General features: G+C 65.0%; 17 protein-coding genes. 8 read left to right on the top strand and 9 right to left on the bottom strand.

The window, feature by feature from the left end; translation table 11 throughout:
• Positions 1-14: 14 nt before the first annotated feature.
• From AB7Z56_RS09595 to AB7Z56_RS09610, 4 genes are all read right to left on the bottom strand, one after another.
• A complete protein-coding gene (locus AB7Z56_RS09595; RefSeq protein WP_166101732.1) occupies positions 15-932 on the bottom strand; it encodes an MBL fold metallo-hydrolase in 918 nt (305 codons plus the stop codon).
• Positions 933-1,024: 92 nt separating this feature from the next.
• Positions 1,025-2,230, bottom strand: a complete 1,206-nt coding sequence (locus AB7Z56_RS09600) for an NAD(P)/FAD-dependent oxidoreductase (protein WP_063981593.1) — start codon at positions 2,228-2,230, stop codon at positions 1,025-1,027.
• Between the two features lie 129 nt (positions 2,231-2,359).
• Positions 2,360-2,650, bottom strand: coding sequence for a hypothetical protein (locus AB7Z56_RS09605; RefSeq protein WP_063981594.1), 291 nt, complete (start codon positions 2,648-2,650; stop codon positions 2,360-2,362).
• A gap of 312 nt (positions 2,651-2,962) precedes the next feature.
• Positions 2,963-3,574 (bottom strand): TetR/AcrR family transcriptional regulator, encoded by a 612-nt coding sequence (locus tag AB7Z56_RS09610; RefSeq protein WP_063981595.1) that lies wholly within the window; start codon positions 3,572-3,574, stop codon positions 2,963-2,965.
• 131 nt (positions 3,575-3,705) lie between these two features.
• Here AB7Z56_RS09610 and AB7Z56_RS09615 point away from each other — a divergent pair, with 131 nt between their 5' ends.
• The 4 genes from AB7Z56_RS09615 to AB7Z56_RS09630 all read left to right on the top strand — a co-directional run bounded on the left by AB7Z56_RS09615 (position 3,706) and on the right by AB7Z56_RS09630 (position 10,428).
• A complete protein-coding gene (locus AB7Z56_RS09615) occupies positions 3,706-4,935 on the top strand; it encodes a cytochrome P450 (RefSeq protein ID WP_063986151.1) in 1,230 nt (409 codons plus the stop codon).
• Positions 4,936-5,205: 270 nt separating this feature from the next.
• A complete protein-coding gene (locus AB7Z56_RS09620; RefSeq protein ID WP_063981596.1) occupies positions 5,206-8,856 on the top strand; it encodes an AsmA family protein in 3,651 nt (1,216 codons plus the stop codon).
• A 199-nt stretch (positions 8,857-9,055) separates the two neighbouring features.
• A complete protein-coding gene (locus tag AB7Z56_RS09625) occupies positions 9,056-10,174 on the top strand; it encodes a DUF2336 domain-containing protein (protein ID WP_063981597.1) in 1,119 nt (372 codons plus the stop codon).
• Between the two features lie 20 nt (positions 10,175-10,194).
• Complete coding sequence (locus AB7Z56_RS09630; protein ID WP_063981598.1) at positions 10,195-10,428, top strand: hypothetical protein; 234 nt, start codon at positions 10,195-10,197, stop codon at positions 10,426-10,428.
• A 16-nt stretch (positions 10,429-10,444) separates the two neighbouring features.
• Here the strand turns inward: AB7Z56_RS09630 and AB7Z56_RS09635 are convergent, their stop codons facing one another.
• Positions 10,445-11,770, bottom strand: coding sequence for an MFS transporter (locus tag AB7Z56_RS09635; protein ID WP_063981599.1), 1,326 nt, complete (start codon positions 11,768-11,770; stop codon positions 10,445-10,447).
• 300 nt (positions 11,771-12,070) lie between these two features.
• Positions 12,071-12,808: a 3-oxoacyl-ACP reductase family protein gene (locus AB7Z56_RS09640; RefSeq protein ID WP_283017497.1), complete on the bottom strand. Its 738-nt coding sequence runs from the start codon at positions 12,806-12,808 to the stop codon at positions 12,071-12,073.
• Positions 12,809-12,958: 150 nt separating this feature from the next.
• Here AB7Z56_RS09640 and AB7Z56_RS09645 point away from each other — a divergent pair, with 150 nt between their 5' ends.
• From AB7Z56_RS09645 to AB7Z56_RS09655, 3 genes are all read left to right on the top strand, one after another.
• Positions 12,959-13,501, top strand: a complete 543-nt coding sequence (locus AB7Z56_RS09645; protein ID WP_245328564.1) for a TetR/AcrR family transcriptional regulator — start codon at positions 12,959-12,961, stop codon at positions 13,499-13,501.
• 193 nt (positions 13,502-13,694) lie between these two features.
• Positions 13,695-14,123 (top strand): universal stress protein, encoded by a 429-nt coding sequence (locus AB7Z56_RS09650; protein ID WP_063981602.1) that lies wholly within the window; start codon positions 13,695-13,697, stop codon positions 14,121-14,123.
• Positions 14,124-14,522: 399 nt separating this feature from the next.
• Positions 14,523-15,014: a YkgB family protein gene (locus tag AB7Z56_RS09655; protein WP_084794996.1), complete on the top strand. Its 492-nt coding sequence runs from the start codon at positions 14,523-14,525 to the stop codon at positions 15,012-15,014.
• A gap of 116 nt (positions 15,015-15,130) precedes the next feature.
• Here the strand turns inward: AB7Z56_RS09655 and AB7Z56_RS09660 are convergent, their stop codons facing one another.
• The 3 genes from AB7Z56_RS09660 to AB7Z56_RS09670 all read right to left on the bottom strand — a co-directional run bounded on the left by AB7Z56_RS09660 (position 15,131) and on the right by AB7Z56_RS09670 (position 18,909).
• A complete protein-coding gene (locus AB7Z56_RS09660; RefSeq protein ID WP_283017496.1) occupies positions 15,131-15,628 on the bottom strand; it encodes a GNAT family N-acetyltransferase in 498 nt (165 codons plus the stop codon).
• Positions 15,629-15,691: 63 nt separating this feature from the next.
• On the bottom strand, positions 15,692-17,398 hold the full coding sequence (locus AB7Z56_RS09665; RefSeq protein ID WP_063981605.1) for an ATP-binding protein: 1,707 nt from the start codon (positions 17,396-17,398) through the stop codon (positions 15,692-15,694).
• Complete coding sequence (locus AB7Z56_RS09670) at positions 17,395-18,909, bottom strand: ATPase domain-containing protein (protein ID WP_063981606.1); 1,515 nt, start codon at positions 18,907-18,909, stop codon at positions 17,395-17,397. The genes AB7Z56_RS09665 and AB7Z56_RS09670 overlap by 4 nt, the downstream gene beginning before the upstream one ends.
• Positions 18,910-19,306: 397 nt before the next feature.
• On the opposite strand from AB7Z56_RS09670, the gene AB7Z56_RS09675 reads away from it, so the two are divergent.
• Positions 19,307-19,573: a hypothetical protein gene (locus AB7Z56_RS09675; protein ID WP_063981607.1), complete on the top strand. Its 267-nt coding sequence runs from the start codon at positions 19,307-19,309 to the stop codon at positions 19,571-19,573.
• Positions 19,574-19,596 lie beyond the last annotated feature (23 nt).

Here is a 19,596-nt window from a genome sequence, read left to right on the forward strand (position 1 = left end):
GGCTCAGCGAGCGATCAGTAGTCCCAGAACACCGGCACCCAGCGAAAGGCGTCGCCGGCGACCGCCACATGGCCGACGGACGGGAACGGCATGTGGGTCGCCACCAGCATCTCGCCGCTCGCGGCAATCTCTCGCAACAGACCGACCCGAACGCGCGCCGCCTCCTCGGGGTCGTGTTCGAAACCGTTGTGCCAGTCGGGTTGATCGAATCCGACGGCAAACACGGCGTCGCCGGCGAACGTCAGCCCGTCGCCGCCGGATGCCACGCGAACCACGCTGTGTCCGGGGGTGTGACCGCCGGTGCGACGAACGACGACGCCCGGCGCAACCTCGTGCTGCTCATCGAACTTCCGCAGCTGACTTCCGTACTCCTTGACGAACCGCTTGGCGGTCGCCCGAAGCGCGTCCGGGAAGCCCGGCGGCATGGCGGTGTGGGAAAAATCGGGCGCCTCCCAGAATTTGACCTCGGCGGCCGCCACGTGGATCCGCAGGTCTTTACGCAGCCGCTCCTTCACCCCGTCGACGAGCAGTCCGCCAATGTGATCCATGTGCAAGTGGGTCAGCACCAGATCGGTCACGGACGAAAGATCGATGCCGGCGGCCTCCAGTCGCTTGATCAACTGGCCGGCGCGCGGCAAGTGCAGATCCGGGTCGGACCCCAGTCCAGCGTCGATGAGGATGGTCTTGTCGCCGCTGCGGACCACGACCGCATTCAACGCCCAGTCGAAAGCGTCCTGCGGCAGGAACATGTCGTGCAGCCAGGTCGCCCGGACGGCCGGGTCGGCATTGTGCGCCAGCATCGTGGTTGGCAGCGGCAGCACGCCGTCGCTGACCACCAGCACGTCGATCTCGCCGACCTTCAGCGCGTAGCGCGATGGAACGAGCTCTTCCGGCTTCGATGTCGCGGGGTATGAGGTGTTGTGCAGGTTCATGTTGGTCTCCTGTTTCAAGGTAGGGCTCCCGGCTGGTCTTGGTTGAGCAGGCCGCGCAGCCAGGGAGGTGCGGCCGTGATCGTTTCGTGCTTCTAGAGGCTCGTCACACGCTCCGGATCGGCCGAGGCGAGCGCTGCGGCACGCTCGGCGCGGGGCGGGTAGATCCAGACCGTGTTGATCTCCTGCTTGGTCTTCTTGGCGACGTCGCCGACCATCTCGACCTTGCGCTCCCAGCCGCGCGTGAACAGCGCGCCGGCTTCGCCGAGATCGAGGCAGGTGACGTAGGCCTTCTGGTGATACGGCCTGGTCGGGACGCGCAGGAGTTCGGCTGCCGCATTGTTGCCGGCAAAGGCGCCCATCCGCGTGGCGTGCTGGCAAGACATCAGCGCGTAATTGCCCTCGTCGTCGCACGCGGCTCGCGCGGCATCGCCGGTGGCGAAGACACCGGCGATGCCGGGCACGCGCAGATCGCGGTCCACCAGCAGCCGGCCGAAATTGTCGCGCTCGGCGGGAATCTGCGCCGTCAACGGCGCGGCGCGAATACCGGCTGCCCAGACCACCGTCTCGGTTTCGATGTGTTCGCCGGTCGACAGCGTCACGCCGGATTTGTCGAGCGAGGCAACGCCGGTGCCGAGCCTTGTCTCCACGCCGAGCTTGCGCAGCGCTTGCTCGATGACCGGGCGGGAGCCTTCGCCCATGTCGGGAGCGATCGCGCCGTTACGCTCGACGATGATCACGCGCGTCCTGGCGTTTTGTCCGAAGATGGCGCGCAGGCGCGCGGGCAGCTCGGTCGCCGCCTCGATGCCGGTGAAGCCGCCGCCGGCGACCACGACCGTGTCACGTCCATTGACGGCCGGCCGGTCGGCGAGGCCATGCAGATGCTTGTCGAGGGCAACCGCATCGTCGAGCGAGTCGACGCTGAAGCCGTGTTCGGCAAGGCCGGGGATGTTGGGTCGGAAGAGGCGGCTGCCGGTAGCGATCACCAGGCGGTCGTAGGACAGGGTCTTGCGGGTGCCTTTGGGAGTCGAGATCTGCACCGTCAGCGCCTCGGTGTTGACAGTCTCGGCGCTCCCCTGGATGTAATCGACGTCGATCGCCTTGAGGACATCGAGCAACGGCGCCGTCAGGGTTTCCGGCTTCGGCTCATAGAGCCGAGGGCGGACCACCAGCGTCGGCTCGGGTGCGATGAGCGCGATCTCGAGCTCTTCCGGCGAGACGCCCTGAATGTCGCGCAGGCGAGCGGCGGAGAGGGCGGCGTACATGCCGGCGAAGCCGGCGCCAATGATGAGCAGTCGCATTTGGTTCACTCCTGGATTTGGTTCTGGGTTTGTTGGTTCGAAACGCGCGCCATCGCCGCCGCTCGATGCGAGCAGTGCCTGTTGCGAGCGATGATGACGCGAAGAGGTGAGACGGAGACCGCCTGGTCCTTACGGCGCGGCGCAGTTGGGCAGCGAGGACAGCAGCGCAGGGCCTTCACATCCTGCGCGGCAAATTCGCGGGCCCGATGGCCAGCCGCGCAGGGCGACCGGCAGCGCAGGTTTGTTGGTCCAGCCCCGATCGATCAGGATCGACGTCGAGACCTTGGCGTCTTGTGCGATCTGTGGCGGCGCCTCATCGGCCGTCGGCGAGGTGAAACGCACGGTCAGTGAAAGCCCGTACATGAGCGCCGTCGAGACCGCCTTCCGTCGTGGCGCGATTGCAAACCGTTTCCTGTCCATCGTTTGTCTCCGTCCCCATGATGTGACGTTGCGATGTTTAGCCAACCGGATCGTCGACTGCGCCAGAGCGATTGCCGTCCCTGTCGAGAGATTGCTGCTAACGGACGCGCCTGCGCCAATCGCCCGGCGCCTAGCCGGTTAGCGGCGCCGAGGCCCGGCGTATTTCCCGAAGCGGCCATGCCTTGTCCGATCCTGCCGCAAGCAGGCCCACGTTTTCACAAACGCACGATTGGGGGCGGACGGCGAGTTGTCGGAGAATCCAACGCCGGTCGGATGACGGTCCGGTCGCGAGCCTGATATCGGCGACCCGGGCTAGTTCGGCGACAATCCGGTCCTACGCCTGAGATCCGTGATCGCGCGCAGAAAACTGTCGGCCGGCGTCGTCTCCGGATCGATCAGGCGGTGCAGGCGAAAGCCATCTTCCAGCGCCAGCACGACGGAGGCCATCCACGGCGGATTCAGCGTGTCGTTCCTGCCGTTGCTCTTCAACGTGGCCTCGACGATGTCGGCCACCAGCTTGCGCCGCGCGCGCAGCCGCTTGGCAAGCTCCGGGCGGCGCTTCTCGGCGCGCGCGACGAACAGGATCATCTCCATGTGCAGAAGGGGCGAGCGGCCGAGCGGGTCTTGCCGGCTGCGATCCATCGTCTTCAGCGCCGCGATGAAATCGTCGAGATTGTCGTGCTGCGCGAGGATGTCGAGGTTGCGCCGGATCGACTGCTCGACATGATCCTCGAGCATGGCGATGATCAATTCGTCCTTGCTCTTGAAGTTGGAATAGAACGCCCCACGGGTGAAGCCCGCGGCGGCCGCGATCGCCTCGATGCTGGCGCCGCCGATGCCGTCCGCCTCGAACACGCGCGCGGCCGCCTCGAACAGTTTGTCGCGCGTGTCGTCCCTGGTCGGCCTGGTTCTCACCCTTGACATCGGCGCAGGTTAGGGCAGAATGCAACTCGATACAACAATGTATCGAGTTTATAATCTTGGGGATGGTTACGCCGCGCGCGCAAGGGGGCTGCCGGCGTATTCGTGTCATGCGGCAACCGATTGAGGTCACCATGAACGAGCAAGTGCAACCCGCAGGCGGACCGCTGTTCAATCCGCTGTCGCCGGACTTCATCCGCGATCCCTATCCGCACTACGACCGGCTGCGCACGATCGAGCCGATCCATGTGACGCCGTTCGGCCAGTTCGTCGCCAGCCGCCATGCCGACGTCAGCTTCGTGATGCGCGACAAGCGCTTCGGCAAGGACTTTGTCGAGCGCTCCAAGCGCCGCTATAGCCCTGCCATCATGGACGAGCCGGTGTTTCGCAGCATGAGCCACTGGATGCTGCAATCCGATCCGCCCGACCACACCCGCCTGCGCGGCCTCGTCGTGAAGGCCTTCACCGCCCGTCGCGTCGAGGACATGCGGCCGCGGATCCAGGCGATCGTCGACCAGACCATCGATGCGGTGATCGAGCGCGGCCACATGGACCTGATCGAGGATTTCGCCTTCCGCCTGCCGGTCACCATCATCTGCGACATGCTCGGAATCCCCGAGGATCATCGCGAGACCTTCTACAACAGCTCGCGCGATGGCGGGCGGCTGCTTGACCCCGTGCCCCTCACGCCGGAAGAGATCGCGAAGGGCAACGCCGGCAACATGATGGCGCAGATGTATTTCCAGCAGCTGTTCGAGCTGCGCCGCCGCAATCCCGGCGACGATCTCACCACCCAGCTGGTGCAGGCCGAGGAAGACGGCCACAAGCTCACCAACGAAGAATTGACCGCCAACATCATCCTGCTGTTCGGCGCCGGCCACGAGACCACCGTCAATCTGATCGGAAACGGCCTGCTCGCGCTCCATCGCAATCCGGATCAGCTCGCGCTCCTGAAGGCGCGGCCCGAGTTGATGGTCAACGCGATCGAGGAATTCTTGCGCTACGATTCCTCGGTGCAGATGACCGGGCGCGTGGCGCTGGAGGACATCGCGGATCTCGGCGGCAAGAGCATCCCCAAGGGCGAGACCGTGCTCTGCCTGCTCGGCTCGGCCAACCGCGATCCGGCGGTCTACCCTGATCGCCCCGACCGGCTCGACGTCACCCGGCCCAACGTCAAGCCGCTGTCGTTCGGCGGCGGCATCCATTTCTGCCTGGGCGCCCAATTGGCGCGCATCGAGGCCGAAATCGCCATCGCGACGCTGTTGCGGCGGCTGCCGGATTTGCGCATCGACGACGTCGAGAACCCGGAATGGCGCCCGACCTTCGTGCTGCGCGGCCTGAAACGCCTGCCGGCAAGCTGGTGATGGCCGGCGGCGCTGCATCTGCGAGCGCCGGTCCTCATCCTGAGGAGGCTGCAAAGCAGCCGTCTCGAAGGATAGCCGCGGGCGCGGGGGCCTCTATGGTTCGAGACGGCGCTTAGCGCGCCTCCTCACCATGAGGGTCTCCCGCCAGCGTTAACCTCCGCGCGCAACAGTCGCTGTGACTTCGCCACACTTCCCCTTATATAAGGGGCTGTTCCGGCGCGCCTGAGGCCCTCAGGTTCGGCCCGGGCCGATTTGGCCGAGGGGAGACCCGTGCAGACGACGCTGCTCGGATTGGCGATTGCCTTCATCATTGCGCTGCTGACCGCGCTGATCGGGCCTTACTTCATCGACTGGAACCAGTTCAGGCCCCAGTTCGAGGCGGAGGCGGGCACGATCATGGGCGTGCCGGTGCGGGTGGCGGGCGAGCTGGATGCGCGGCTGCTGCCGGCGCCGACGCTGCGGCTGCGCTCGGTCACCTTCGGCGGCAACAACGATCTCGGCCGCCTGCGCGCCGACAAGCTCGACGTCGAGTTCAGCCTGAGCTCACTGATGCGCGGCGAATGGCGCGCCACCGAGCTGACCGTCAACGGCATGGCCGTGGATCTCGGCCTGGATGCCAAGGGCCGGGTCGATTTGCCGTCCACCGCGAGCGGCACCTTCAACCTGGCCTCGCTTGCGATCGAGCGGCTGAACCTCACCGGCCGCATCGCCCTGCACGATGCCGCCAGCCGCTCGACGCTGGAATTGAACGATATCACCTTTTCCGGCGACGTGCGCTCGCTGGCCGGCTCGGTCCGCGGCGACGGCAGTTTCACCGCCACCGGGGTGCGCTATCCGTTCCGCGTCTCCTCCGGCCCGAGCGCCGACGGCAGCGCCACCCGTCTCCACCTCAACATCGATCCCGGCGAGCGCGCGATCTTGGCCGATCTCGAAGGCGTGCTCGCCTTCGACAACCGCCTGCCGAAATTCGACGGCGCGCTGACGCTCGCTGTGCCCCCGGTCAAGAAGGCGGGCACGGCGGGGCCGACACCCTGGAAGCTCACGGCAAAGCTCAAGGCCGATCCGGCCGGCGCCAAATTCGATCAGATCGACGCGAGCTTCGGCGCCGAGGACAATGCGCTCAAGTTTGGCGGTGTCGGCGATGTCAGGTTCGGCGCCTCGCCGCTACTGCGCGCGGTGCTGTCGGCGCGCCAGGTCGATGCCGACAAGCTGGCGGGCAAGGATGATGCCGAGCCGCAGCGCGTCCTGCCGGCGCTGCGCGCGGGCCTTGCGGCGATCCCGCAGGCGCCGATGCCGGCGCAGATCGAGTTCAACTCCGACCAGATCATGCTGGGCGGGCGTCCGCTCCAGAACATCACGGCGGAGCTTCAGACCGACGGAAGGTCCTGGACTTTCCAGCGGCTCGAGCTGCGCGCGCCCGGCATGACGCAGCTCTCGCTCAACGGCGCAACGCCCGGCGCCGACAGCTTTAGCGGCCGTCTCAGCGTCGAGTCGTCCGACCCCGATACGCTGGTGGCCTGGCTCCAGGGCCGCAGCGAGATCAACCGCCGCAGCACGCGGCCGTTGCGCCTTGCCGGCGACGTGACCATCGCCGCCAACCATCTCGCCGTCGACAGGCTGAAGGCCGAGATCGAGGGCGGCGCGGTGGAGGGCCGCATCGCCTTCGTCCAGACCGGCGCGAGCAAGGGCTCGCGGATCGACGCCGAGCTCAAGGCCGACCGTCTCGACCTCGATGCCGCCGCAAGCTTCGTGCGCGCGCTCGCGGGGCCACAGGGCGAATGGCCGGAGGAAGCCAAGCTTGCGCTCGATGTCGGCCGCGCGATGTCGGCCGGACAGGAGCTGCGGCCGTTCACGGCGAAGCTCGGCTACGGCCCTGCGGCGCTGTCGCTGGAGCAGTTGCGCTTCGGCCAGGCGAGCGGGGTGACCACGGAAGCAAGCGGCAGCTTCGACCGCGTTCATGCCACCGGCAAGCTCGCGCTGAAATCCTCGGCCAATTCGCTGCGTGAGCTCACCGCGCTGCTCGAGCCGATCGCGCCTTCGGTGCGCGCACGGTTCGACGCCATCCCGTCATTGCCCGGTGCGACGCGGCTGAAGCTCGACCTCAGCCTCGACAAGAACGCCGACCATGCCGATCGCAGCGACGCGCGCGCCGTGCTCGATCTCGATGCGCCGCAGCTCAAGGCCACAGCGACGCTGGCCGGGCAGACGCCGGTAGCGGCGGTCAACGGCATCGACATCGACATCGACCGCTTGCGCAACAGCGACTTCACGCTGGACTCGAAAATCTCGACGCCGAAGGCGGGCGCATTGCTGGCGCTGCTCGGCCTCGATCGCGTCGCTGCCGCGGGCGAGGGCCCTTCGCAGTTCGAAGGCCGGTTGAGTGGCGCGTGGCGCCGGCCGTTGCAATTGAACGCAAAGCTCAGTGGCGGCGGACTGGATGCGGATGCGCAAGGCAGCATCGAATTGTCGGACCCCAGTTCGTTCCAGCCGAAGGCCAGCGTGAATTTGCGCGTGCGCAATGCCAATCTGGCGCCGCTGTTCGGGACCAGCCCGGCGGACAAGTCAGTGCAGAGCGTCAACCTGTCCTCGCGCGTCGGCCTCTCCGGCAACCGCCTGACCTTCGACGATCTCGACAGCAGCGCGGCCGGCTCGCATCTGCGCGGGCATCTCGCGGTGACGCTCGATCAGGAGAAGAGCGTCGATGGCGAAATCGGCCTCGACGCGCTCGATCTTGCGCCCGCGTTCGCGATGGCCATCGGCGCCGCCGGACATGATGCCGGCGATCCCCTGAGTGCGGGGCTGCTCGGCGGCTGGCGCGGCCGCATCGCCTTCCAGGCCCTGCGCGGCACCTTGCCTGACGGCATCGAGCTGCGCCCCGTCGGCGGCACGATCCGGAGCGACGGCCAGTCGCTCGCGCTCGACGCGCTCAAGGGCGGTGTCGGCGGTGGTGAGATGTCGGCGAGCTTCGACGCGCGCAATGGCGCCAATGGCGTTGCGCTGAACGCACGTATCGAGCTGCGCAATGTCGATGCGGCGGCGCTGCGCTACCGCGATCTCGCATTGCCCAAGGGACGCGCCTCGGTGCAGATGGCGCTGACCAGCCAGGGCCGCAGCGTTGCGGCGTTGACCGGTGCGCTCGCCGGCAATGGCACGGTGACGCTCGAGGCCGCGGAAATCAGCGGCCTCAATCCGCGCGCCTTCGAGATCGCCATCCGCGCCAGCGACGGCGGCCAGGTTGCCGACGACAACAGGCTGCGGCAGCTCGTCGAGCCTGCGCTGTCGGCCGGTCCGATCGCGGTCGCCTCGGCGCAGATCCCGTTCACGATCCGCGACGGGCGCCTGCGCGTCGGCGCGACACCGCTGGAAGCCAAGAACGCGCGGGCCATCGTCTCCGGCGGCTACGATATTCCCGCCGACCAGGCCGACATCCGCGCCAGCCTGACGCCGATCATGACCGGACTTTCGGGCGCGCCGCCGGAGATCCAGTTGTTCGCGGCGGGTCCCCCCGACAGGCTCAACCGCACCGTCGATCTCGCGCCGCTGTCGTCCTGGCTCGCGGTGCGCACGATCGATCGCGAGACGCGCCGGCTGGACGCGATCGAGCGTGGCGAGCCGCCGCCGGCGACTGCGGCGCTGCCGACGCTGGTCTCGCCCGATCCGGTGCCCGAGCCGTCGCTGACCGACGTGCCGTTGCCCGGCCGCGATCCGCGCCGCGCGCCGCCGAAGCCAAAGGCCGCGCCGACGCCGAAGGCGCCGCAGGCCGCCCCCGCGGTGCCGAGCCCGCCACTCACAAGCCCGCCGCTCGCGAGCCAGCAGATCGCCCCGCTGCCGCCGCCGATCGAGGTGAGGCCGGCGCCAGGCCCGCCGCCCGCAAAACCCAAGCCGAAGCCACCGCTGGTGCTGACGCCGTCGAATCCGTGAACGCGGCAGCCTGTTCGGCAAGCGCTGGCCCTTGCCCGCCGGTAAACCCATTCCCGCGCATTTTAACGAATTTTGCTCGGCAAAACTGATCTGCCGACTTTACTGGATTCTCGCGTTTGATCTCTAGTGTCGGTTCCCAGAGGAATTCGGCGTCCTGCCCGCACAAGCAGGATGGCTAACCAAGAACTGGGGTAACGAGATGAACGGGGCAAAATCGCTTCTGCAGGATCTGGACGACGCGATCGCGCGCGGCACCGACGAGAGCCGGGCGAAGGCGTTGTGGCATGCGACCGACATCCTGATCACCGGCCGCTACAGCGACGACGAGATCAGCATGTTCGGCGAGGTCATCGGACGGCTTGCCGACGAGATCGAGGTCGCCGCGCGGGCGCAGCTCTCGGAACTGATGTCGGCCTGCGACCATGCTCCGCTCAATGTTATCGAAAAGCTCGCCCTCGACGACGAGATCGACGTGGCCGGTCCGGTGCTGCGCGACTCCAGCCGTATCGACGAGAAGATGCTGGTCGAGAGCGCCATGACCAAGGGCCAGGCGCACCTGCTTGCGATCGCCCAGCGCAAGTCGATCGGCGAAGCCGTCACCGACGTGCTGGTCAAGCGCGGCGACCAGGCGGTCGTGACCTCCGTCGCCAAGAACGAGGGCGCGCGCTTCTCCGGTTCGGGCCTGCTGCACATGGTCAGGCGCGCGGAGGGTGACTCGATCCTCGCCGAGCAGCTCGGCCTGCGCAAGGACGTGCCGCGCCACATCTTCCAGCAGCTCATTTCCAAGGCGTCGGAAGACGTCCGCCGCCGCCTCGAGCACGAGCGGCCCGAGATGATGGCGCAGATCCAGAGCTCGGTGACCGACGTCACCGGCGATCTGCAGTCCAAGTTCGGTCCGTCCTCGCGCAGCTATTTCGTCGCCAAGCGCGTGGTGACGACGCAGTACCGCCAGGGCAACCTCAACCAGGACTCGATCTCGAACTATGCGCGCCAGCACCGTTTCGACGAGGTGCAGATCGGCCTGTCGCTGTTGTCGTCGCTTCCGGTCGACGTGATCGAGCGCGCGATGATGGACCGCAATCGCGAGATACTTCTGGTGCTGTGCAAGGCGCTCGACTTCTCGTGGGACACGACCATGTCGCTGCTGTTCCTCGGCGCCAAGGATCATCTGATCACGGCGCGCGAGCTCCATGACAGCGAGCGCGAGTTCGGCAAGCTCAAGATCGAGACGTCGCGCAGCATTCTGAAGTTCTACCAGTCGCGCAAGACCGGCGCGGGTGCCGATACGGGCCGTCAGCCCGAGCTCCAGGTGCACTGAGCCAGAGGGGAGTATTTGCCATGTTGCCTCAATTCGGCACCGCAATTCGCAAGAACAAGAGCCTGCCCGTCGATGCCGGCGGTTCGGCTCCCGAGAAGGCTTCCGTCGACGCCGCCTGGCTCGTGCTTGAAGCCGCCAACGATCTCGGCGATCACGCCGCGATAGCGGCCTGCCGCCGCGTCATCGACGCCGAGCTCAACGGCACGGTTGCCGGCAGCGCGGATATCGATCTCGTGCTCGGCTATTTCAGGTAGCGATGATCACCAGCGTCTAGTGCGCCATCGCGATTTCGCCGGACACTTGCTCGCGCCTTGCATCGATGCGTAGCAGCACGACAACGACTGCGCCCACCAGCGCGCAACCCGCCAGCAACAGAAGACCTGCGGTAAAACTGCCGGTTAAATCCTTCAGATAGCCCATTGCGTAAGGACCGGCGAAACCGGAAAGATTTCCAAGCGAGTTGATCGCGGCGATGCCGGCGGCAGCCGATGCTCCCGTTAGAAAGCTCGCCGGCAGCGGCCAAAACATCGGGGGGACCGCGGAGACGCCGATCTGTGCGAAGCAAAGCAATGCCATGACAAGGACGGAGTTGGAAACGAGACCTGCCACTCCGATGCCCACCGCTGCCATCAACAGTGCCGCGGCGACGTGACCCTTTCGTTCCATGGTCCGATCGGAATGACGACCAAGCAGCACCATGCCCGCGGCCCCGAAAATAAAGGGCAGCGCTGCGAGCAAGCCGGTCTGGGTATCGCTGACGCCAAAACCCTTGATGATGGTCGGCAGGAAGAACGCCACGCCGTAACTTGCAGCATTCAGGCAGAAGTACACCAGAGCGCACAACAAAATGCGGTAATCGGTGAGCGCCTGACCCAATGACAGGTGTTCGACCTTCTCCTTGTTTCGCTTCTCGGTGGCCTGCACGTCTTCCAGCCAGGCAATCTCGTCTTGTTGCAGCCAGCGGGCCTGGCGCGGAAAATCGGTCAGATAGAGCAGGACGCAGATGCCTACCACGACCGACGGCAGCGCCTCGAGAATGAACAGCCACTGCCAGCCTTCCAATCCCCAACCGGTCACGCCGAGCAGAAGTCCGGAGATGGGCGACCCGATGATGGACGAAATCGGGATCGCCAGCATGAACAGGCTGATGACCCGAGCCCGGTAAACCGCCGGGAACCACAGGGTCAGATAGAAGATGATGCCCGGAAAGAATCCCGCCTCGCAGGCGCCGAGCAGCAACCGAAGAGAGTAGAAGACGCCCGTCGTCGGTATTCCCGTTGCTGCCGATATCGATGGGATGAATGCGAAGGCCGCCGAGACGATCCCCCACGTAATCATGATGCGGGCGATCCAGACGCGCGCGCCGACTCGTTCCAGGAAGATGTTGGAGGGGACTTCAAACAGGAAATACCCGACGAAGAACAAGCCCGCGCCCAGTCCGAACGCCGCTTCACTTAAACCCAGCGCCTGGTTCATGTGCAGCTTGGCAAAGCCGACATTGACGCGGTCAAGATAGGCCACGAAATAGCAGACGATCAGGAACGGTATAAGCCGCCACATAACCTTGCCAATGACACGCTTCTCGACGTCTTGCATGGCAAGGCCTCCCGCTTGATCACCGGAACCCGCTCAACATCCGGGCGGCGTTGCGAAACAATGACGGGTGCGAACGATGAGTGCAAACGGCATTTTGACGTTCAAGCCAAAGTGACAGTCGTGCTGTCATGCTCGAAGCTGGACGAGAGACGAAGCACGCGACACGCTCCATCTAACGCTCGGGGGCGGCCGAGGCATCGGCCGCCCGCCATGATGATCGCGAACATCATCTTATTTTGCCATCGCCGTCGTGGCCAGCTTCTCAACCTCCTGTTGGACGAACACGAAGCGCCAGAATGTCTAGGCGTTCGCGCCGCCGTCGACGGTCAAGGTCGAGCCGGTGATGTATTTTGCCTTCGGGCTCGCCAGGAATGCCACGGCATTCGCGATGTCATCCGTCGCACCATACCGGCCCAGTGCCATGAACTGTTTCAGCGTCTCCGCGGTCGGGCCGTGCGCCGGATTCATGTCGGTGTCGATCGAGCCCGGTGCCACGAGGTTGACCGTGACGTCCCTCGGGCCAAGCTCCCGCGCCAGCGCCTTCGTGAATGCGGTTAGCGCCGACTTCGACGCCGCGTACACGCCGAGCGCCGGCGAGGGCACGCGGTCCGCAAAATAGCTGCCGATGGTGATGATGCGGCCGCCCTTGCCAAGGTGCGGCAGCGCCGCCTTGCTCGCGGCGATCGGCGAACGCACGTTGACGTTCAGCATCGCGTCGATGTCGGCGAGCGAGATGTCGTTGAGGCCGCCCAATCGCAGAATGCCGGCATTGTTGACCAGGATGTCGAGCCCGCCCAGCTCCTTGACGGTCTTGTCGACCGAAGCCTGAACGGCAGCGACATCGGCGCTGTCGGCCTGGATCGCTACGGCTTTCCGGCCCGTCGCCTTGATCGCGTCCACGACCTTGGCGGCGATCTCCGCCGACTTCTCGTAAGTAATCGCGACATCGGCGCCTTCCGCGGCGAGCGCCTTCGCGATGGCCGCACCGATACCCCTGCTTGCGCCCGTCACCAGGGCCCGTTTTCCTGCCAGTGTCATGTGATCTCTCCAATTCTGTAATGATCGACACAGAATATGTGGAGTCTTGATTGCCGCGGTCAAGTGAATTATGTGTTGATCATTACAGAAAGACGGGCGATGGCAGGTCGGCCACGGGAATTTGATCGCGACGCGGCGTTGGAGGCCGCCATGCTGCTGTTTTGGCGCAAGGGCTTTGCGGCAGCCTCGATGCACGACCTCTGCGACGCCATGGGCGTCCGCTCGCCCAGCCTCTATGCGGCCTTCGAAAGCAAGGAGGCACTCTACCTTGCCGCGATCGAGCATTACGTCGAGACCCAGGGCCAGCCGGTCTGGGACCGGCTTGCGGAAGGCGCGACCGCGCGCGCCGGCATCGAGAATCTGCTGATCGGGGCGGCCGAGACCCTGCCGAAATCCCGGAGAGCGCCGGCCGGCTGCATGGCCGTGCTGGGCGCCGTCAGCGACGAATGGCCGGCAACGATTGCCCGCGAGATCAAGAAGGCCCGGCTCGATATGCTCGGCAATTTGCGCGGGCGGCTGGAGGCTGCGGTCGCGAGCGGCGAACTGCCTGCCGCAACCGACATCGATGCGCTGAGCCGGTTCTACCTCAGCGTCTTCGAAGGCATGGCGATCCAGGCCAAGGACGACGCGACGCCTGAGGAGTTGAGAGGCGTAGCGAAGGCGGCCATGGCGATGTGGCCGGGCGAGCGGTAGCTCGCGGCCTGTACGATGGGTAGAGCGCAGCGAGACCCATCGTTCCATCCAGGCGTGTTGATGGGTTTCGCTCCGCTCTATCCATCCTACGAGCTGGGCCGAGAGATTGATCTATCTCAAGACCGTATCCGAAACGCGGGCCCAGCTTACATTCGGAAGGCAGCGATACGTCCAGACAGGCGGGAGGTGAAGCATGTACCGGCATATTCTCATTCCGACAGATGGGTCGGAGCTAGCGGAGCACGGCGTGGCGCATGGGTTGGCGCTGGCGAAATCCCTTGGAGCCAAGGTATCTCTAATCTTCGTTGTGGAGCCGTTTTCAGAAATGACAGGGCGGTTCCGTGAAGCAGTCGCAACATATGCCGAGCTGCGCAAGGAACAGGCCACGAGCGCGTTGGATCGCGCGGCAAATGCGGCCAAGGAGGCCGGCGTTTCCTGCGAACCGATTCAAGTGGAGAACGGGCAACCCCATCAAGCCATCATCGCAGCAGCCGAGAATAAAGGTTGCGATCTCATCGTGATGTCATCCCATGGCCGCAGCGGACTCTCCATGCTTCTCATCGGTAGCGTGACAAACAAGGTGCTGGCACAGGCGAAAACTCCCGTACTGATTTGTCCGTGAATGTGCGGATCTGCTGACAGAGTTCTCGCTCGCCGCGAGGACTAGAAAACTCAACGGCCGCATAAACCGCCTTGTCTGCTTTCGTCATCTGCGGGCCTTACCTGCCGGTCAGGCCTTGTCGGCCCGGCACCCGGGTAGCCGGTGACAGTGCACTTAACTCGAAGCCGGGGACCCCGTGCGCATCAATTGAATGCACTGTCATCGCAATTGCGGCGACGGCTAGAGCCTGTCGATCCGAAATGCGCGAGTCTCGACCGTGGCGCGGACACGCGCATTGCACGCAGCTGTGATCGTGGAACCCCGCCGCGGATGTAACGACGGACGCTCCCCTCCGAATAGCCCGTAGCGGACGCTTCGTTCGCCAATAGATGGATGCGCAATCCGGGGAGAAATCGTCGCATGATGGGATTCAACGTCGCGGAGAATGGTGGAGGCTCTTATCGTCCGCTCGCCATTCTGCGCTGGGTCATGGTGGTCATATTCGTATCGTTTGGAATGCAGAAATTCACACTGCAATCCGCACAGGGTATCGCCCAGTTCATCAGCCACAGCCCGTTCATCTCCTGGCTGTCGGTATTCGGCCTGAGGGGAGAGGCCTATGTTCTCGGTGTCGCCGAATTCGTGATCGCGGCGCTGCTCGTGGCCGGCAGCTTCAGTCCGGTCTTGTCGGCGCTGGGTTCGTTCATGGGCATGATGACCTTCGCGATCACGTGGTCGTTCTTCTTCACGACGCCGGGCGTCGTCACATGGAGCCTGTCAACCGATCCGATGGCGTGGAATCTGGCCGGCGAGTTCCTGTTCAAGGACATCGTCCTGCTGTGTGTGTGCGTTGTGCTGTTTCTCGCTTCGTTGCCGCAGTCGGTTGTCCGGCTCCGCACCGGCGGAGCCTAAAGCGGCTTTGCGATAGCCCGTAGGACGGGGAGAGCACAGCGAAACCCATCACGCTTCAACGCGCCCGGAAGCAAGGATGGGTTTCGCTTCGCTCTACCCATCCTGCGAGACGCATCTCACCGCCGAGCGCGGTAAATCACGACATCATTGCCATGACGCGTCGTACTCTTCTCGAGGATGTAATTGGCCTTCTCCAGCACGCGGCGGGATGCGCCGTTGCTGACATAGACAAGGCCGATGAGAGACGGCAGTTCGTGGTGCGACAGCCCAATGTCCGTCAGCGCGATTGCGACCTCGCTCGCAAATCCGCGGCCCCAGAACTCGCGCTTGAATGCGTAGGCAATCTCGATCTCGTCGATTTCGTCCACGAGGATGTGCCGGATGCCCGCTCGCCCGGCGAAGGCGCCGTCCTTCGTTCGCAGCACCCACAGCCCAAAACCGTGCTGGTCCCAATGCGCCATGTTGGTCGCGAGATAGGTCTTGGTGACCTCGGGTGCACGCACGCCGCCGAGATAGCGGGACACCTCGGCATCGAGATGCAGCGTGACGAGGTCGTCGAGGTGGTCTTCGCGAAGCCTCTCGGCGGTCAATCTGTCGGTGCTGAAGCGGTCCATGGAGACTGATAGCCGCTTTGGCGGCCGGTCGTCGATCGCTTTCGCGATGCGACACCGCACGCGTCAGCAGCGGCTGGACCGCTTGGACTCCATGTCGCGCCCGGGTTCTGCCTTTGCCGCGCTGAGCGCCGCGGCCAGCTCGTCGATATGGTAGGGTTTCGGCAGAATCTGCAGACCCGCCAATTCGGCGTCGTGAACTGCGGCTTCGGAGTATCCGCTGGTCAGAAGCACGGGTATGTCGCTTCGCCTTCTCTTGATCTCCCGCGCCAGCTCGACCCCATTCATGCCACCGGGCATCATGACATCGGAAAAGACGAGGTCGACGGCGCGGCCGTCGGCCAGGGCACCGAGCGCGGCCGCGCCACTCGCCGCGTGCGTGACCTCGTAACCGAGCTGGCCCAGCATCTCGCTCACCAGCGCGGCAACCTCGTCATCGTCTTCGACCAGAAGGATGCGGCCATGATTGCTCTTCTTCGGCCGCACCATGTTGAGATCGATCAGGTGTCGCTCCCTGGAAGGAGTGCTGAGCGATCGCGGCAAATAGAGTTCGATGCTGGAGCCTCGGCCGACTTCCGATCGAATGCGGACCGTCCCCCGCGACTGCGTCGCGAATCCATGGACCTGGGCGAGCCCGAGCCCCGAGCCCTTTCCGACCTCCTTGGTCGTGAAGAATGGTTCGAAAACGCGTGACAGGATCTCCGGACTCATGCCGACACCGGTATCGACGACGGACAGGCGCACATAGTCTCCGGCGATCTGCTCGTCATTCAGATCGGGCAGATTTTCCCCGCGCACGAGAATCGTGCCGCCATTGGGCATGGCGTCGCGGGCGTTGACGGCGAGGTTGAGGATCACGAGTTCGAGCTCGCCGGGATCGACCTCCACCGGCCAGAGCGTGTCCGGAAAATCGAACTCGACATGGACGTCGCCTCTCAGGCTTCGATCGAGCAGTTCGCGCATGCCGCCCATCTGCGAGGCGACGTCGACGGGCTCCGGCCGGAGCGTCTGCCGGCGGGAGAACGCGAGAAGCTGCCTGGTCAGGCTGGCCCCGCGCTGGGCGGCCTGGACCATCCCGTCCATGAGCCGGCGGCGACGGTCCGGATCGGTCTGGCGGTCGAGCATGTCGAGGCCGCCGGAGATCACCATCAGCAGATTGTTGAAGTCGTGCGCCACCCCGCCGGTCAGCTGTCCGATGGCTTCGATCTTCTGGGCTTGCCGAAGCGTCTCCTCGACCCGGGCACGCTCGTCCATCTCGACGCGCAATTGCTCGACGGCTTCCGCAAGGGCCCGCGTGCGCTCGACCACCAGCGTCTCGAGCTCCTGAGCCGCCTGTTCGCGCGCCGCGAACAGAGCCCGGATTTCGTATTGGCGCCGCCGCGCGCGCAGTGCCGATTGAACGGCGCTGGTCAGCGTCATTGGCTGAACCGGCCGCTCGAGCAGCGAGACGTTACGGAGAAGCGCGACAATGCTGCGGCGCCAGGCAAGGACGGCCGGCTGCTCGCGATGGCTGGTCAGGACGACGAAGGGCAGGTCGGACCAGGGCGGTTGGCTCTCGATCCATTGTGCCAGCGGCGAGGTGTCTTTCCCGAACAGAGCTTCCTCGGCAACGAAAACGGCGCCGACGCCGGCTGCCATCTCGCTGACGAGTTCGGGCAGACTGCGGCAGCTGGTCGCTTCCAGGTGCGAACTCCGGAACAGCTCGGCGGAGGCAAGTCCGTCGCGCCCGATCGGAGCAAAGACGAGAACATGGTGATCTCGCTCAACGCTCATTCAACCGACCCTTCGGGCTTAGGTGCCCCGGTATAATGCGGATTGCCGGAAAAGATGCCGCTGAACTCCCTCAGGGGCGGGCCGAGCGTGATGCCGGCGCTGCTAAGCCGAAATTCCCGGATGGTATGCTCGTGTCGGCCGCTGCGCTTCTTGACGACAGACAGAGCGCGCCGCACCGTTCCGCCGACCTCGAAATAGCGCAGCATGACCACGGAATCGCTGAGATAGCTGATGTCGAGAGGCGTATCCATCGGACCGACGAGGCCATGCTGGGCGAGGACCAGGATGGTCAGCACACCCTGCTGCCCCAGGTAGCTCAAGAGTTCGTGCATCTGCAGGATGAGAAATCGCTCGTCGGGCATCGCGGCCAGATAGCCGTTCAGACTGTCGATGATGACGAGACGGGCATTGTCGGCCTCGACGCTCTTTCGCACGTTTGCGGCGAACTCACCCGGCGACAGCTCGGCGGGATCGATCTGCTGAAACCGGACAAGCCCCGAATCGACGTGTTCTTGCAGGTGCAGGCCAAGTGTCCGGGCGCGCGCTTCGACCGTGCCGCGGCCTTCATCGAACGCGAAGAACACCGCGTGCTCGCCACGTTCGGCCGCCGCGATCGCGTAGGTGAGCGCAACCGATGATTTGCCCACGCCGGCGGCGCCGATGAGCAGCGCATTGGTGCCGCGCTCGAGGCCGCCTCCCAGGAGCTGGTCGAGCTCGGCGTTGCCGCTCGGGGTGAAGTCGCCGACGAAGGTCTTGTGATGTTCGGCCGCCACCAGGCGGGGGAATATCTGCAGGCCGCCTCGCTCGATCGTGAAATCGTGAAACCCGCCGCGAAACCGGATGCCGCGCATCTTGATCACGCGGAGCCGGCGCCGCTCGGCGCCGTAATCGATCGCGACCTGTTCGAGCATCACCACGCCGTGCGCAATGGAATGGAGCTGCAAATCGTCCTGAGATGACGAAAGATCGTCGAGCAGGACCACTGTGCAATTGCGGTTGGTGAAAAAATGTTTCAGGGCCAGCACCTGGCGCCTGTAACGAAGCGGGTTCTGGGCAAGCAGGCGCAGTTCGGACAGGCTGTCGAGCACGACGCGGTTGGGATTGACCCGCTCGACTTCCCTGAAGATCAGGCCGGTCGTCTCGCTCAGCTCCATTTCGGCGGGATGAAACACCGTGAGCTCGCGCTCCGGATCGAGCGTCGTCTCCGGCGGAACCAGTTCGAAGATGTCGATGCCGTCCAGCGTCCAGCCGTGCCGCTGCGCCACGACGTCCAGCTCGCGCTTGGTTTCGGACAGCGAAATATAGAGCACGCGCTCTCCGTCCCGCACCCCCCTCAGCAGGAACTGAAGCGCGATGGTGGTCTTGCCCGTGCCGGGCTGCCCCTCGTAGAGATACATCCGGTTGGCGTCGAAGCCGCCACCCAGGATGTCGTCCAGCCCGGCGCTGCCGGTCGATATTCTGGACAGCTCTCGGGGCGCACTGTCCGTAACAGTGCTGGATGGACTGCTCATTGATCCCCTTTGACGCTTCGAGAGAAGGGCGCCACCGCCCCTGCGCGAGTCCCAGGGCTCGCGCCCGGTTAAGCCGAACGGCCTTGGAACGAACTCTCAGATCGGCGCCGGGTTCCCTGCTGATGGGGTGGCGGTCGGCCCTGATCACGACGCCGATCCAGCCCGAAGACGGTACCGCACCGCCACTCGCAGGACGGAGAAGGTCGCGAGCCGGATGTCACTGAAGCCGACGATGCCATCGTGCTCCTGTGTTGCCCGACGGGTCAACCGATCCTCAGTTCGCAGCCCGGCGCGTCAAGCGTTCGCAGTCAAGTCGCTGCTTGATCTGAATCAAACAGGCGGATGACAGCCGCACCATAAGGCGACTCTAGGGACTGGTGACATGTTGGTGTGCGCAATGAGTCCGACCTGGTACGTCACCTTCGAAGTGCAACGGCGAGGCGTTCTGCCGAGACAACGAAGTCCGCGCGAGACGAAGACCTTCGCGACTGAACATGAAGCCAAGCTGTTTGCGCGCGCCAAGCGCGATGAGGGACTTTCCGTCTTTGCAGGCACGATCAACCCGCACCTGCCGAAGCGGGTGATCCCATCCTCCGGCATCGGCGCGTGGCTTGCTGACGAACAGGACGGTGCTGGAGCGCACGGCACTTCAAAGACTGACTAAGCACTCTTCTGTGCACAGCGATG

Origin of the sequence: Bradyrhizobium sp. 482_C4_N1_8 (genome assembly GCF_052075965.1) — a bacterium.
Classification (GTDB): domain Bacteria; phylum Pseudomonadota; class Alphaproteobacteria; order Rhizobiales; family Xanthobacteraceae; genus Bradyrhizobium; species Bradyrhizobium barranii.